This window comes from Polaromonas sp. (assembly GCF_036676035.1).
Lineage (GTDB): Bacteria > Pseudomonadota > Gammaproteobacteria > Burkholderiales > Burkholderiaceae_C > Polaromonas.
Window position 1 is genome coordinate 1 of sequence record NZ_JAKFDR010000049.1, and the last position, 13,951, is coordinate 13,951.

Below are 13,951 nucleotides of genomic sequence, written 5' to 3' on the forward strand. Positions count from 1 at the left end.
GGGCAGGTGCCTTTTCGGGCGGTCTGCGGCGTTGCACTGCTTGCCAATAGCCGGGCTATTGGCGGCGCACTGCGCCTTGCACCCCATCCCGAAAAGACACCTGCGCGACCCCAAATAAATCGTAAACAGGCTCTTAGCCCACCGCCGCCTTCCCCGCAATTTGCTACATTTTTGATAGCTACCTGCGCACGTCTTTCATGGGCTGGGGCCTTAAAAGATACTTGATCTCAAGCCAGCAGGCAGGCCGCTTCGCTGTCATCGCTCAAGCGGCGAAATTCAGGCACCTCTTGCGCGCAGCGGTCAATGGCTTGCGGGCAGCGGGTTCGAAACACACAGCCTGAGGGTGGGGCCATGGGCGAAGGCAGGTCGCCTTGCAGCAGCTGGATCACCTTCTTTCGCTCCAGCGCCGGATCGGGAATCGGAATGGCTGACAGCAGCGCCTGGGTGTAGGGATGGCGGGGCGTCGCGTACAGCGCCTTCTTGCGGGCGACTTCCATTTCGTGCCCGAGGTACATCACCAAAATACGATCACTGATGTGTTTGACAACGGCCAGGTCATGGGCGATGAAAATCAGCGCCAGGCCCATGGATTTTTGCAGCTCCTTGAGCAGATTGATGATTTGCGCCTGAATCGAGACATCGAGCGCCGACACCGGCTCATCGCAGATGATGAGTTTTGGCTCCAGAATCAGGGCCCGGGCAATGCCGATGCGCTGGCACTGGCCACCGGAAAATTCATGCGGGTAGCGGTTGATCTGCTGCGCCGTCAGGCCGACGCGGCTCATCATCGCCGTGACGCGCTTCATCACCTCATCGTGGGGCATGTCGGCGTGGTGTGTGCGCAAGGGCTCGGCAATGATTTGCGCGATGGTCATGCGCGGATCCAGCGAGGCCAGCGGATCCTGAAAAATCATCTGGATGTCTTTTCGCACGCCCAGCCAGGTCTGGCTGGATGCGCCCTTCATCTCCCGGCCCATCCAGACGATGCTGCCGGCGGTGGCGGGAATCAGGTTCAGCACGGCGCGCGCCAAGGTCGACTTGCCGCAACCCGACTCGCCCACCACGCCCAGTGTTTCGCCCGCATGGATGTCGAAAGAAACGCCATCCACGGCTTTCAGGGTACGGGCCGGCGACCAGGGCCAGGCGCTGTCGCCTTTGACCTTGAAGTGCACCTTCAGTTCGCGCACCGACAGAATCGGCTTGACCCCTTCAGACATGACTCGCTCCCTTGGCAGTGAGTTCGGTCACGGTCTGAACCGACTTGTGACAGGCCCTGAGCACGGCCGGATTGTTCTCAGTGGCCTGCAATGCGGGCAGGTCGTCGCGGCACCGGGCATATGCCAGTGTGCAGCGCTCGCTGAACGGACAGCCCAAGGGCTGCCGCGCCATGTTAGGCGGCGCACCGGGAATAGCGACCAGGGCTTCATCCTCCGCGTCCAGCCGCGGTATGGCGCCGAGCAGGCCCACGGTATAGGGATGGGAAGCGCTGTAGAAAATGCTGTCGGCGTCACCCTGCTCCATCACGCGCCCGCCGTACAGCACCATCACCTCGTCGCACAAGCCAGCCACCACGCCCAGGTCATGCGTGATCATGACAATCGCGGTGCCAAAGTCGCGCTGCAGATCACGCAGCAAGGCAATGATCTGGGCCTGCACCGTCACGTCCAGCGCTGTGGTGGGTTCGTCGGCAATCAGCACCTCGGGCTCGCACAGCAAGGCCATGGCAATCATGACGCGCTGGCGCATGCCCCCGGAAAACTCATGCGGGTACATCGTGATGCGGCGGGCTGCCTCGGGTATCTTGACGGCATCGAGCAGTTCAACCGACCTGGCGCGCGCGGACTTGCGGTCCAGCCCCTTGTGAAACTGCAGTACCTCGGTCATCTGCCGCTCCACCGTCAGGTAGGGGTTGAGCGAGGTCATGGGGTCCTGAAAAATCATGGCCACCCGGTTGCCCCGAATTTTGTTGAGCTCGGCCGGCCTCATGGCCAGCAAGTCCTGGCCCTGGTACAAGGCCTGGCCAGTGGCTTTGCCGTTCTTGGCCAGCAAGCCCATCATGGCCAGCACACTCTGGCTTTTGCCGGAGCCGCTTTCGCCCACGATGCCCAGGGTCTGGCCCCGCTCCAGTGCAAAGTTGATGCCATTGACGGCGTAAATCAGCCCGTCCTGGGTCTGAAACTGGACCCCGAGGTTTTTGACTTCAATCAGGCTCATGGTGTGTGTTTTCCGCCTTGGTGGGCTTCAGCGGTCTTTGGGATCGAGCGCATCGCGCATGCCGTCCCCGATGTAGTTAAAGCAGTACAGGGTCAGGGACAGCAGGCCAGCCGGGAACAGCAGCATCCACACCGACACTTCCATGACCGATGCGCCATCGTGAATCAGCACGCCCCAGCTCGTCATCGGCTCCTGAATCCCCAAACCCAGAAACGAGAGCACGGACTCGGTCAGGATCACGGCCGGCACGGTGACCGTGGTGTAGATCACCACAATGCCCAACAGATTCGGGACGATGTGCTGGAAGATGATGCGGCGTGTCGGCACGCCCAGGGCGCGGGCCGCCTCAATGAACTCCTTGGAGCGCAGCGACAGGGTTTGGCCGCGCACCACACGGGCCATGTCCATCCAGGAGAAGACCGTGATGGTGATCACCACCAGGTAAAACGCCCGGCCCAGAATGGTCACCATCAAAATGGCGATCAGCAAATAGGGCACGGCGTACATCATGTCCACGACCCGCATCATGAAGGCGTCCACCTTGCCGCCCATGAACCCCGCCGTCGCACCCCACACGATGCCCAGGGTGACGGAAGACAAGGTGGCCAGAAAGCCCACCATGAGGGACACGCGGCCACCGACCAGGCTGCGCACCAGCAAATCCCGGCCAGACTCGTCCGTGCCAAAAAAGTGCCAGTTCTTGAGCATGGGCGGCCTGCTCATGGCATCCCAGTCGGCGGTGTCAAAGGCGTGCGGCAGCAGCCACGGCCCGACGATGCATAAAAGCGTGACTAAAGTGAGCAGACCGAGGCTGACAACTGCCGCCCGGTTGCGCAAAAAACGCCCGCGCGCATCGGCCCAGGGGCTGCGTCCCGATACTTCCAGCGTATTGCCCAGGGCCGCGACCAGGGCATCCTGTTTGTTCTTGAATAGCATGTGACGTCCTTCAGTACCTGATCTTCGGATCAAGCAGCGCGTAGGCCAGATCGACCAACAGGTTGAAGGTCACGGCAATCACGGTCACCAGCACCACCAGGCCCAGCACCAGGGTGTAGTCGCGGTTGGCGGCGCCGTTCACAATCAGTTTTCCCAGGCCCGGCAGAGAGAACACCGACTCGGTCACGATGGCCGATGTGATCGATGAAATGGCCAGGGGCCCGATGACAGACACCACCGGCAACAGCGCCGGCTTGAAGGCGTGGCGCAAGATGATGGTGCGCATGGGCAGGCCCTTGGCACGTGCCGTGCGGATAAAGTTGCTGTGCAGCACCTCAATCAGGCTGCCGCGCATGACGCGCCCAATGGTGGCGACGTTGATGAAAATCAGCAGCAGCATCGGCAAGACCATGAAGCGCGGCGCAAAATCATTCCAGCCCCCGGCCGGCGCGATCTTGAGCCAGACGGCGAACACCAGAATCAGCACCGGGCCGATCACAAACGAGGGGAAGGCATGCCCGGCATTGCCGAGCAGCATCACCAGGTAATCGATCACGCTGTTTTGGCGCAAGGCGGCAATGGTGCCGAGCAGCACCCCGACCAACAGGGCGATGACGATGGCGCCCCCGCCGATCACCGCAGACACCGGCAGCGCTTTGGCCACCAGCTCATTGACCGACCAGTCGGCATAGCGAAATGAGGCGCCCAGGTCACCGTGCAGCAGGCTGTTGAGATAGTGCAGGTACTGCTGCCACAGCGGCAAGTCCAGGTGGTACTTGGCCTGCAGATTGGCCAGCACCGCGGCGGACACCTTGCGTTCGTCGTCAAAGGGCCCGCCCGGCGTGGCATGGAGCAGGAGATAGCAGACAGTGACAACGGCCAGCAAGGTCGGAATCGTCGCCAGGATGCGCCTGAGGGTGTAGGACCACATGGGAGTGTCTCCGGTCGTATCGGTGCCGGCCAGTTAAGCAGCCGTTAAAAAAACGGGCAGGTGCCGTTGCGACGCCTGCCCAGTCCTTGGCTCAGCCGAGCATCAATGCTTGATGATGTACAGGTCCTTGGCGCGGTAGCGGTCCAGGGCGTTGGTCGTCGAATACCCACCCACATAAGGTTTGACCAGTCGCGGCACGGTGTACTGCAGCAAGGGGATCACGGGGTAGTCGTCCATGATCATCTTGGCCGCCTGGGTCAGCAGGGTTTTGCGCTTGGCGGGGTCCAGCGACTGGTTGCCTTCATCGATCAGCATGGAAGCTTTGCGGTTGCAGGTGTTGTGGTAGTTTTGGTCCGAATCGCATTGAACCAGCGTCAGCCAGGTGGTCGCGTCGTTGTAGTCTGCAATCCAGCCGTTGCGGGCCATCTGATAGTCTTTATCCGTGCGTTTCTTGATCAGCACCTTGAACTCCATCGCTTCCAGTTCAACGTCTATGCCCAGCTTGGTTTTCCACTCGGAGGCCGCAAAAATGGCCATTTTCTTGTGGTAGTCGCTGGTGTTGTAGGAAAACTTGATCTTGGTACCGGGCGCAACGCCAGAGGCCGCCATCAACTTCTTGGCCTCCGCCACACGTTTGTCCATGGGCCACTTGGCCCAGTCATAGGCGGTGACATCCGCACCCGCCGTGCCCTTCACGATCACGCCATAGGCAGGGGTCTGGCCATCAGCCGTCACGCGCTGCGCCAGGATGTCGCGGTCAATCGCCATGGACAAGGCCTTGCGCACATTGATGTCCTTGAGGACCGGGTCCGCATTGTTCAGGGAGTAATAGCGCAAGCCCAGCATGTCGGTATTGCGGATTTCCTTGGGATACTGCGCCTTGTACTTGTCGAACGTGCCGGGAGGGAGCTGGTACACCCAGTCGTTCTCGCCCGACTCGTACAGTTTGACATCGGCGTTGCCGTCCTCCACCGAGAGATAGGTCATTTTGTTCAGCTGGACATTTTTCGCATCCCAGTAGGTGGGGCTCTTGGCCAGTGTGATCTTGCTGTTGACCTGCCAGTCTTTCAGGATGAAAGCGCCATTGCCCACCATGTTGGCAGGCTTGGTCCAGTCCTTGCCAAACTTTTCAACCGTCGCTTTATGAACCGGGCCCAGCTGAAGGTTGGAAACGACTTCAGGCAGGAAGCCGACAGGAAAAGGCGTCTTGATTTCCAGGGTGTAGGGGTCCAGGGCCTTGACACCCAGCTCGGTGCCGGGCTTCTTGCCTTCAATGATCTCCTTGGCATTGAGCAGGAAGATACCGTAGGTGGCAGCGTATTTCGAGGCGGTCGCCGGGTCAACGAAGCGGCGCATGCCGTAAACAAAATCCTCGGCGGTCACCGCATCGCCGTTGGACCATTTGGCGTTCTTGCGCAGCTTGAAGACCCAGGTTTGGGCATCGGTCTGCTTCCAGCTCTCCGCGACCGCGGGCACAATCTTGCCGTTCGCATCGGCCGCCGCCAAACCTTCAAACATGTCACGAATGACGTTGTTGGCCGGCACGCCGGATGCCAGCGCGGGGTCCAGGGTTTCGGGCTCGGAACCATTGTTGCGAACCAGCTCCTGGGTTTCATGCAACTTCACGCCCGCGGGCACCGTGGCCGCACCAGCCAGGCCGGCGCAAGCCAGCAACACGGCGCCAGTCAGCGCCTTCATCGTCCAAATTGAGTTCATGCTTGTTGCACTCCTGAATAAAAATTGGCTGGCTTTTGGCCCGCCGTGGTTGATGGCGCGGCTTGTCTCCAATTGGGAGAGTCCGCGTTTGCCTGCCATTCGGCTGGGAATATACTGCCGCCCCTGCAACCACCCTGTAGGGAGTAACCCTTCAATAGGGGTCTCGCCTCCCCATCGGAGGGGATGCCTTGCTCAAGTTGCCTGAAACCCGCCGCTTCTGCAAGATGCGTGCTCAAATAGGCTATTACCCCAGTATTCACGCACATCTTAAGCTACTAAATTTATAGCAAACAGCGCTACCGGATCCACACGCTGCCGGATGAAGCCGAGAACGAGCGCATGCACTTGATGACCTTTTCATCCACATCGCAACCAGCCAAGTCGCTGGGCGCAGCTTGAGCCGGAAGCGCCAGCTCAAGGTTTAAGCTGGGTCTCGGCCTTCAAACTCAGCGGGCGCTCATCGGGCTCTTTCCAGCCGCCACCCAGCGCCTTGTACAGCGTGACCTGGCTTTGCAGCTGGGCCAGGCGGGTTTGCACCACGGCCTGCCGGGCGGAGAACAGCGAACGCTGCGCATCCAGCAAATCAAGGTAGCTGGCCACCCCGCCCTGGTAGCGCAGGTCAGACAGCTTGAAGCGGACCACCTCGGCCTGTGCCTGGGCCTGCTGAGAACGCAGCTGGTCGGCCAGCGTGGAGCGCGCCGCCAGCGCATCGGCCACTTCGCGAAATGCCGTCTGGATGGCTTTTTCGTACTGCGCGATGGCGATGCCCTGCCCGGCGTTGGCCGACTCCAGACCCGCCGTGTTGCGGCCCGCATCAAAAATAGGCAGCATCAATTGGGGCGCCATGGTCCAGCCATAGGTGCCGCTTTTGAACAGCCCCGACAGGTGGCTGCTGGCACTGCCCACGCCCACGGTCAGTGAAATGCGCGGGAAAAAGGCAGCCCGGGCTGCCCCGATATTGGCGTTGCTCGCCAGCAGCAGTTGCTCGGCCTGACGGATGTCGGGCCGGTTGGTCAGCAAATCGGAGGGCAGGCCGGCCGGCACCTCGGCCAGCAGCGTGGCTTGCGACAGCGGCGTGGCGGCGGCTGCCGTGGGCAGCTCACCTGCCAGGGGCTGCCCCACCAGCAGGGTCAGGGCGTTTTCGTCGAGCGCGCGCTGGCGCTGCTGCTGCGCAAAGGCCACCCGGGCGGCCTCGGTCAGCGATTCCGCCTGCCGGTAATCGAGCTCCGAAGCCACCCCATTGTCAAAGCGCAGCTTGCTGAGCTTCATGGACTCCTCGCGCGTGACCAGCGTCTGACGTGTGATCTCGAGCAGCTCTTCATCGGCCAGCAGACTCATATAGGTGTTGGCGACCGCGGCAACCAGGCTGATCTGGGTGGTCTTGCGCCCTTCTTCACTCGCCAGGTACTGGTACAGCGCGGCTTCCTTGAGGCTGCTCACTCGTCCGAAAAAATCCAGCTCGTAAGCCGTCGTGACCAGGCCGGCGTTGTAAAGGCTGGTCACGCTGTTGCTGGAATTGGGCGTGCGCGAACCGGTCAGCGCGGCGTTGATGGTCGGAAACTGGTCGGCGCGCCGGATCTGGTATTGCGCGCGGGTCTGCTCGATGTTGAGCACCGCCACCCGCAGGTCGCGGTTATTGGCCAGGGCCAGCTCAATCAGGCGCTTGAGCCTGGCGTCGGCAAAAAAGTCTTGCCAGGCCAGGCTGGACGCGGACACTGGCGCGGTGGCAATGGCAGTGGCCGCAGCGTTGGTATAGGCTGGAAAGGTGGCTGCCACGGGCGCAGCCGGCCGCTGGTACTGCGGGATGAAGGAGCAGCCGGCCAGCAACGCGGCAGCGCACACCGCGCAGAGTTGCGCCAGTCTTGTCTTACTCATGGGCCTGCCCCTTGCTGCCTTCATCGGCGTCTATGCCCGCCGCCTTGGCGTGTTCGGAATACTTCTTTCTCTGCCGTTCACTGCCCTTGAACAGGGTGCGCACGACGACGAAGAACAAGGGCACAAAAACCACCGCCAGCACCGTACCGGTCAGCATGCCGCCAATCACGCCGGTGCCAATGGCACGCTGGCTGGCCGAGCTGGCGCCCGTGGCCAGCACCAGTGGCAGCACGCCCAGCATGAAAGCCATCGAGGTCATGAGGATAGGGCGGAAGCGCAAATGTGCGGCGGCCAGGGCGGACTCAATCACACCCCGCCCCTGCGCCTGCAGGTCTTTCGCAAACTCGATGATCAAAATCGCGTTCTTCGATGACAGGCCAATGATGGTGATCAGTCCCACCTGGAAGTACACGTCGTTCGAGTAACCGCGCAGCAAGGTCGCCGTCAGCACCCCCAACACGCCCAGCGGCACCACCAGAATCACTGACAGCGGGATCGACCAGCTTTCATACAGCGCGGCCAGGCACAGGAACACGGCCAGAATGGCAAACCCATACAACACAACGGCCTGCGCACCGGCGAGCTTTTCTTCGCGCGACTGGCCGGTCCATTCAAAACCGAAGCCCTGGGGCAGCTGGGCTGCCAGTTTTTCCATCTCGGCCATGGCCGCGCCCGTGCTGTAGCCGGGTGCCGCACCGCCGCTGATGCGCATGGCGGGATAGCCGTTGTAACGCACGGTTTGCATCGCGCCCTTGACCCAGCGCGTCGTGGCGAAAGCCGAAAGGGGCACGGACCGCCCCTGGCCGTTGCTGGCGTTGATCTGGAGCAGGTCATCGGGCTGCATGCGCGCCGGTGCGTCAGCCTGCACCACCACGCGCTGCAGGCGCCCCTGGTTCGGAAAATCATTGACGTAGCTCGAACCCAGGGCGGTGGACAGCGCGCTGTTGACCGCATCAAAGCCCACGCCCAGGGCGTTGGCCTTGTCGCGGTCAATGTCGATTTGAAGCTGCGGCGCGTCCTCCAGGCCATCCGGACGCACCTGCGCCAGCACCGGGCTTTTGGCAGCCAGGCCCAGCAGCTGGTTGCGTGCCGCCAGCAAGGCCTCGCGCCCGGCGCCCGAGCGATCCTGCAGGCGGAAGGTAAAGCCGCTGGCAGAGCCCAGCTCCGGAATCGGCGGCGGACTCAGCGGGAAGATGAAGGCATCGCGGATGCCTGACAGCGCGCCAAAGGCCCGCCCGGCAATGGACTCCGCGGCGTGCTCCCGGCCTTTGCGTTCAGACCAGTCTTTCAGCGTCACGAAAGCCAGCGCCGCGTTCTGGCCCTGCCCCGAGAAGCTGAAGCCCAGCACGCCCACCATGCTCTCCACTTCGGGCTGCTTGAGCATGTAGCCTTCAACCTGCTCGATCACGGCGCGTGTGCGCTCCAGTGTGGCGCCCGGCGGCAGCTGGACGTTCACCAGCATCGTGCCCTGGTCTTCAGAAGGCAGAAAGGACGTGGGCAGCCGCATGTAGATGAGCGCCACCACGCCGATGATGGCCGCATAAATGACCAGGTAGCGGCTGGCACGCTTGAGCAGGCGCGCCACAAAGCCTTCATAGCTTTTGGCGGTTCGCGTAAAGCCCCGGTTGAACCAGCCGAAAAAACCTGTTTTCGCGTGATGATGCCCCGCCTCAACCGGCTTGAGCAGGGTGGCGCACAGGGCCGGCGTCAGCGAGAGTGCCAGGAAGGCGGAAAAAGCAATCGCAGCCACCATCACCGCCGAGAACTGGCGGTAGATATTGCCGATCGAGCCTGAGAAAAAGGCGAGCGGCACGAACACCGAAACCAGCACCACCGTCACGCCGATGATGGCGCCCGAGATTTGCCCCATGGCCTTGCGGGTTGCCTCCAGCGGCGGCAGCCCTTCTTCGCTCATGATGCGCTCGACGTTTTCCACCACCACGATCGCGTCGTCCACCACGATACCGATCACCAGCACCATGCCGAACATGGTCAGCACGTTGATGGAAAAACCCAGTGCCAGCAATGTGGCAAAGGTGCCCAGCAAGGCGATAGGCACCACAATGGTCGGGATGATGGTGTAACGGAAGTTCTGCAGGAACAAAAACATCACCAGGAACACCAGCACGATGGCCTCCACCAGCGTCTGGGCTACCTGCCGGATGGAAATGCTGACAAAGCGCGAGCTGTCATAGGGAATGTCGTATTTCACGCCCTGCGGAAAGTAGGGCTTGAGTGCGTCCATCCTGGCGCGTACCGCTTTGGCCGCGGCCAGGGCATTGCCGCCGGGAGCCAGCTGCACACCGATGCCGGTGGAGGGCTTGCCATTGAGCCGGGCCGAGGTGGCGTAGGCCTGCGCGCCCAGCTCGATGCGGGCGACATCCTTGAGGCGCACCGAGGAGCCGTCCGTGTTGGCGCGCAGCACCACGTCGCCAAACTGCGCGACACTCGACAGCTGCCCATTGACGGCCACGGTCGCCGCGATACCCTGGCCGGCCACGTTGGGCAGGTCGCCGATGGTGCCCGAGGCCACCTGCGCGTTCTGCGTGCGAATGGCGGCCGTCACATCCGCCGATGACAGGTTAAAGCCTGCCAGCTTGGCCGGGTCAACCCAGATGCGCATGGCGCGTTCGGTGCCAAACAGCTGGGCCTGCCCAATGCCGGGCAAGCGCTGAATTTCGGGGACCACATTGCGCGAGGCATAGTCACCCAGCGCGATCGGATCAATCGCCGGGTTGTCCGAAGACACCATGATGAACAGCAGGAAGTTGGAGCTGGCCTTGTCCACTCGCACCCCCTGCTGCGTGACCGCCTGCGGCAAACGCGGTGCCGCGCGCGACAGGCGGTTCTGCACATCGACCTGGGCCAGCTCGGCGTTGCTGCCCGGCTGGAAACTCAGGGTGATGTTGCCCGAGCCGTTGGCCTGCGCCACCGACTCCATGTAAATCAGTCCGGGCGAACCGTTCATCTCGCGCTCGATCACGCTGAGCACGCTGTCTTCCAGCACCTTCGCGGAGGCGCCGGGGTAAGCCGTGGAAATCACGATGGTGGGCGGTGCCACCGGTGGGTACTGCGCAATCGGCAACTGCGTCACCGCCACCGTGCCCACCACCAGAATGAACAGCGCAATCACCCAGGCAAAGATCGGCCGATCGATGAAAAACTTGGCCATCATGTGCTGCGCTCCTTACTTCGCAGCGGCTGAAGCCGCAGGCGCAGCAGGTGCCGCAGGCGACGAGGCCGCCCCTGGAGCAGGCTTGGCGCCGGGCGCCTGCCAGGCAACGGGTTTGACGGGCGCATCACCCCGCAATTTCTGGAAGCCGTCGACCATGACTTTTTCGCCCGTCTTCAAACCCTCAAGCACCACCCATAAGTTGCCTTTGGCCGAGCCTATCTTGACTTGCCGCGAGCTGACTTTGCCGTCGACCCCTACCACCATGACGGAGTCGCCCTGCGCGCTGCGGGTGACCGCCTGCTGCGGCAAGGTCATGGCATTGCTGGCCTGCGCCTGCTCCAGCCGCACGCGGACATACAGGCCCGGCAGCAGTTGCCCGTTGGGGTTGGGCACTTCGGCGCGAAGCGTCACCTGTCCGGTGGTGGCATCCACGGTGAGGTCGGAAAACAGCAATCGCCCGGGACGCTCGTACTCGGTCCCGTCTTCCAGCACGATGCGCACGCTGGCTGCCGCGCCATTGGCACGCTTGAACTGGCCACTGTCCATGGCCCGGCGCAGCTTCATGGCCTCGGAGGCTGACTGCGTGAAGTTCACATACATCGGGTTGATTTGCTGAATCACCGCCAGCTGCGTCGCCTCACCCTGCCCCACCAGGGCCCCCTCGGTCACCAGCGCCCGGCCGATACGCCCTGAAATGGGCGCGGTCACGGCGGCATACCCCAGATTGATACTGGCCGTCTGGACATTGGCCTTGCCCACCGCCACATCGGCCTCTGCCTGCTTTTGCGCAGCGACCGCGTTGGCGTATTCCTGCTTGCTGATCGCGTTGGCCTCCACCAGCGGCTTGTAGCGCTCGGCCAGCGCCGTCGCCTGTGCCAGGTTGGCCTCGGCCCGCGATTGGCTGGCTTTCGCGCTGGCGGCGGCTGCCGCATAAGGCGCGGCGTCGATATTGAACAGCGGCTGGCCGGCACTCACATCACTGCCTTCACGGAACAGGCGCTTTTGCAAAATGCCCACCGCGCGCGCCCTGACCTGCGCCACACGCGACGCTTCCAGCCGGCCCGGCAACTCCGTCACCAGTCCCACATCACCTTGCGTGACCGTCACCACCCCCACCTCGGCAGGCGGCGGGCCACCCGCGCCCGGCGTACTGCCATTGGCGCTTTGTCCGCAGCCTGCCACCAACAACGAAAGTAGCGCGCTGGTCAGCACCAGCTGATGACGCACGCGGCTAAGCGGTAAATAAGGCTGGACGATGCTGGGCATACGCATGCTGTTCCTTGAAGTGGGTATGGAGAAAAGGGAGAAAGCGGATAAGACAAAAGTTTAACGGCGAACTGTTAATGAACTGTTAAGACACAGTTGTCCGCTATTTTGACGAGTGGTATAGTTTACATACATTTGTGAATGTATGTGAAGCATTCAAAAAAGCATGACAGGAGGGCTAGATGGTCCGTCGCACCAAAGAGGAGGCTCTGGCCACCCGCCATAAACTGCTCGATGCTGCCGAGCAGTTATTCCTGGCGCAGGGCGTTTCCCGCACCAGTCTTCAGGACATCGCCCGGCGCGCCGGCGCGACGCGCGGCGCTGTGTACTGGCATTTCAAGGACAAGGCCGATTTGTTCAATGCCATGATGGAACGCGTCACGCTCCCGATGGAGCAGTCGTTTGACGTGGACGCGCACAACGGCGCCGCGCCCCATGGTCCGGACGCCAATCCGCTTGACCACATTCGGCGCGCCACCCTCAAGGCCTTGAGCCAGATCGTCAATGACGCCCGGACACGCTGCGTCTTTGAGGTGGCCACGCACAAGGTGGAGTATGTGGAGGAGCTGCACGCCGTGCGCCTGCGCCATCTGGCAGCGCGTGACGGCTTTGTGCAGCGTGTCGAGCAGAGTCTGGGCATGGCTACCCGCCAGCTGAATGTGACGCTGGCCATGCCGGCCTCGACGGCCGCGCAGGGTTTGCATGCCCTGATCGATGGACTGATACAGAACTGGCTGCTCAATCCAGAGGCTTTTGATCTGCTGGAAGTTGGCCAGTGCGTGATGAATGCCTACCTGAAGGGCTTGGGCTTCCCCGGCCCGCAGGACAAAAACACGCCCTGACTTGACTGAATGCTAGCGCCAGCACCAAGCCGGCTTGGAGTTCTTGGAACCCTAGTGCAAGTGCCGCGGCTTGCGTCCGCCGCCATGACCGGTGCCGCCTTGCGGCCCACTCTGACCACGGGGCGGCTTGCCGAGCTGCATCGAATTGACCAGCGCATCGAAGCGCCGCTCGAACAGCTTGTCCACTGCCGCCACCACCTCGCCCAGTTCGGACCCATCGAAATGGCGCTCCATCAGGCCGATCATGTCCTGCACCAGCAGATCGCGCTGAACCTGCATGATGGCGGCCGGCGTCGGGCCCACGAAGTACATGGCAAAGTCATCGCGCGCCTCTTCGCCGCCGGCCTCTTCCTCTTCATCAAAGTCGGCATCGTAAAAAGTGACTTCAATGGGCGCACCGCTCTCGGCCAGCTCATTCATGGCCATGCACATTTCGTCCAGCGCATGGCGGAAATCCTCGTCCCCGGGCACGGTCCAGCACATCTGCAGCAGGTGCTTGTGAACATCAAAGCGGATGCCCGGTTCCTCTTCATAAGCGCTGGCCGCGCCATCGGCCAGGGACTTGGCGCCCGCGTACTTCCACAGCGGCCTCAAGGCCTCCTGCAATTGCTCAAACGTGACGCCCTCGCGCACGGGCACTTCGCCGTGAACGTGAATTTCAAAAGGTGTGTTGTAACGGGACATGAATCTATCTTAACCAGTTGCGGCTCGAAACAAACCACGTGAAACCACGGCTCATTGAGGGTGAATGCGTCAAAGTTCGCTGGTGCCCGGGACCGGAATCGAACCGGTACGCCCCTTTTCAGGAAAGCGGCGGATTTTAAGTCCGCTGTGTCTACCTATTTCACCACCCGGGCGAACAAGCTATTGTCAAACAAAAAAGGGCAGCATTTTTAAGTGCTGCCCTTCCGATCTGGAGCGGGAGAAGAGTCTCGAACTCTCGACCTCAACCTTGGCAAGGTTGCGCTCTACCAACTGAGCTACTCCCGCGTTTTA

Annotated in this window: 11 protein-coding genes and 2 tRNA genes; 2 read left to right on the plus strand and 11 right to left on the minus strand. The window is 62.0% G+C overall.

The annotated features are described in order from the left end of the window. Positions 1–227: 227 nt before the first annotated feature. The 5 genes from oppF to V6M61_RS07920 all read right to left on the minus strand — a co-directional run bounded on the left by oppF (position 228) and on the right by V6M61_RS07920 (position 5,797). Positions 228–1,217: a murein tripeptide/oligopeptide ABC transporter ATP binding protein OppF gene (gene oppF / locus V6M61_RS07900; protein WP_332776021.1), complete on the minus strand. Its 990-nt coding sequence runs from the start codon at positions 1,215–1,217 to the stop codon at positions 228–230. After that, positions 1,210–2,214, minus strand: coding sequence for an oligopeptide/dipeptide ABC transporter ATP-binding protein (locus V6M61_RS07905; protein ID WP_332776022.1), 1,005 nt, complete (start codon positions 2,212–2,214; stop codon positions 1,210–1,212). Before V6M61_RS07905 ends, oppF begins: the two co-directional genes overlap by 8 nt. A 27-nt stretch (positions 2,215–2,241) precedes the next feature. Continuing rightward, a complete protein-coding gene (locus V6M61_RS07910; RefSeq protein ID WP_332776023.1) occupies positions 2,242–3,150 on the minus strand; it encodes an ABC transporter permease subunit in 909 nt (302 codons plus the stop codon). A 10-nt stretch (positions 3,151–3,160) separates the two neighbouring features. Continuing rightward, positions 3,161–4,081: an oligopeptide ABC transporter permease OppB gene (gene oppB, locus V6M61_RS07915; RefSeq protein WP_332776024.1), complete on the minus strand. Its 921-nt coding sequence runs from the start codon at positions 4,079–4,081 to the stop codon at positions 3,161–3,163. Between the two features lie 102 nt (positions 4,082–4,183). Then, the gene (locus tag V6M61_RS07920; RefSeq protein WP_332776025.1) at positions 4,184–5,797 is read right to left on the minus strand and encodes a peptide ABC transporter substrate-binding protein; all 1,614 of its coding nucleotides are present in this window, start codon (positions 5,795–5,797) and stop codon (positions 4,184–4,186) included. A gap of 303 nt (positions 5,798–6,100) precedes the next feature. On the opposite strand from V6M61_RS07920, the gene V6M61_RS21020 reads away from it, so the two are divergent. Then, on the plus strand, positions 6,101–6,196 hold the full coding sequence (locus V6M61_RS21020) for an alternative oxidase (protein WP_442957748.1): 96 nt from the start codon (positions 6,101–6,103) through the stop codon (positions 6,194–6,196). 15 nt (positions 6,197–6,211) lie between these two features. Here the strand turns inward: V6M61_RS21020 and V6M61_RS07925 are convergent, their stop codons facing one another. From V6M61_RS07925 to V6M61_RS07935, 3 genes are read right to left on the minus strand one after another with little or no spacing between them, the layout of a single operon-like run. Further along, the gene (locus V6M61_RS07925; protein WP_332776026.1) at positions 6,212–7,672 is read right to left on the minus strand and encodes an efflux transporter outer membrane subunit; all 1,461 of its coding nucleotides are present in this window, start codon (positions 7,670–7,672) and stop codon (positions 6,212–6,214) included. Continuing rightward, positions 7,665–10,844 carry an efflux RND transporter permease subunit gene (locus tag V6M61_RS07930; RefSeq protein ID WP_332776040.1) on the minus strand — a complete coding sequence of 1,060 codons (3,180 nt, stop codon included), beginning with the start codon at positions 10,842–10,844 and terminating at the stop codon, positions 7,665–7,667. The genes V6M61_RS07925 and V6M61_RS07930 overlap by 8 nt, the downstream gene beginning before the upstream one ends. 15 nt (positions 10,845–10,859) lie before the next feature. Continuing rightward, entirely contained in the window at positions 10,860–12,119 is a 1,260-nt protein-coding gene (locus V6M61_RS07935) for an efflux RND transporter periplasmic adaptor subunit (protein ID WP_332776027.1), read from the minus strand. Positions 12,120–12,295: 176 nt separating this feature from the next. On the opposite strand from V6M61_RS07935, the gene V6M61_RS07940 reads away from it, so the two are divergent. After that, positions 12,296–12,955, plus strand: a complete 660-nt coding sequence (locus V6M61_RS07940; protein ID WP_332776028.1) for a TetR family transcriptional regulator — start codon at positions 12,296–12,298, stop codon at positions 12,953–12,955. Between the two features lie 51 nt (positions 12,956–13,006). Here the strand turns inward: V6M61_RS07940 and V6M61_RS07945 are convergent, their stop codons facing one another. The 3 genes from V6M61_RS07945 to V6M61_RS07955 all read right to left on the minus strand — a co-directional run bounded on the left by V6M61_RS07945 (position 13,007) and on the right by V6M61_RS07955 (position 13,945). Next, a complete protein-coding gene (locus V6M61_RS07945; protein WP_332776029.1) occupies positions 13,007–13,639 on the minus strand; it encodes a DUF6806 family protein in 633 nt (210 codons plus the stop codon). Positions 13,640–13,719: 80 nt separating this feature from the next. Then, positions 13,720–13,812: transfer RNA gene (locus tag V6M61_RS07950), tRNA-Leu, on the minus strand. A 57-nt stretch (positions 13,813–13,869) separates the two neighbouring features. After that, positions 13,870–13,945 (minus strand) — tRNA-Gly (locus tag V6M61_RS07955). Positions 13,946–13,951: the final 6 nt, after the last annotated feature.

Bases quoted from the DNA above. Each gene is read 5' to 3' on its own strand.
- oppF (WP_332776021.1), bottom strand. From the start codon at position 1,217: ATGTCTGAAGGGGTCAAGCCGATTCTGTCGGTGCGCGAACTGAAGGTG.
- V6M61_RS07905 (WP_332776022.1), bottom strand. From the start codon at position 2,214: ATGAGCCTGATTGAAGTCAAAAACCTCGGGGTCCAGTTTCAGACCCAG.
- V6M61_RS07910 (WP_332776023.1), bottom strand. From the start codon at position 3,150: ATGCTATTCAAGAACAAACAGGATGCCCTGGTCGCGGCCCTGGGCAAT.
- oppB (WP_332776024.1), bottom strand. From the start codon at position 4,081: ATGTGGTCCTACACCCTCAGGCGCATCCTGGCGACGATTCCGACCTTG.
- V6M61_RS07920 (WP_332776025.1), bottom strand. From the start codon at position 5,797: ATGAACTCAATTTGGACGATGAAGGCGCTGACTGGCGCCGTGTTGCTG.
- V6M61_RS07925 (WP_332776026.1), bottom strand. From the start codon at position 7,672: ATGAGTAAGACAAGACTGGCGCAACTCTGCGCGGTGTGCGCTGCCGCG.
- V6M61_RS07930 (WP_332776040.1), bottom strand. From the start codon at position 10,844: ATGGCCAAGTTTTTCATCGATCGGCCGATCTTTGCCTGGGTGATTGCG.
- V6M61_RS07935 (WP_332776027.1), bottom strand. From the start codon at position 12,119: ATGCGTATGCCCAGCATCGTCCAGCCTTATTTACCGCTTAGCCGCGTG.
- V6M61_RS07940 (WP_332776028.1), top strand. From the start codon at position 12,296: ATGGTCCGTCGCACCAAAGAGGAGGCTCTGGCCACCCGCCATAAACTG.
- V6M61_RS07945 (WP_332776029.1), bottom strand. From the start codon at position 13,639: ATGTCCCGTTACAACACACCTTTTGAAATTCACGTTCACGGCGAAGTG.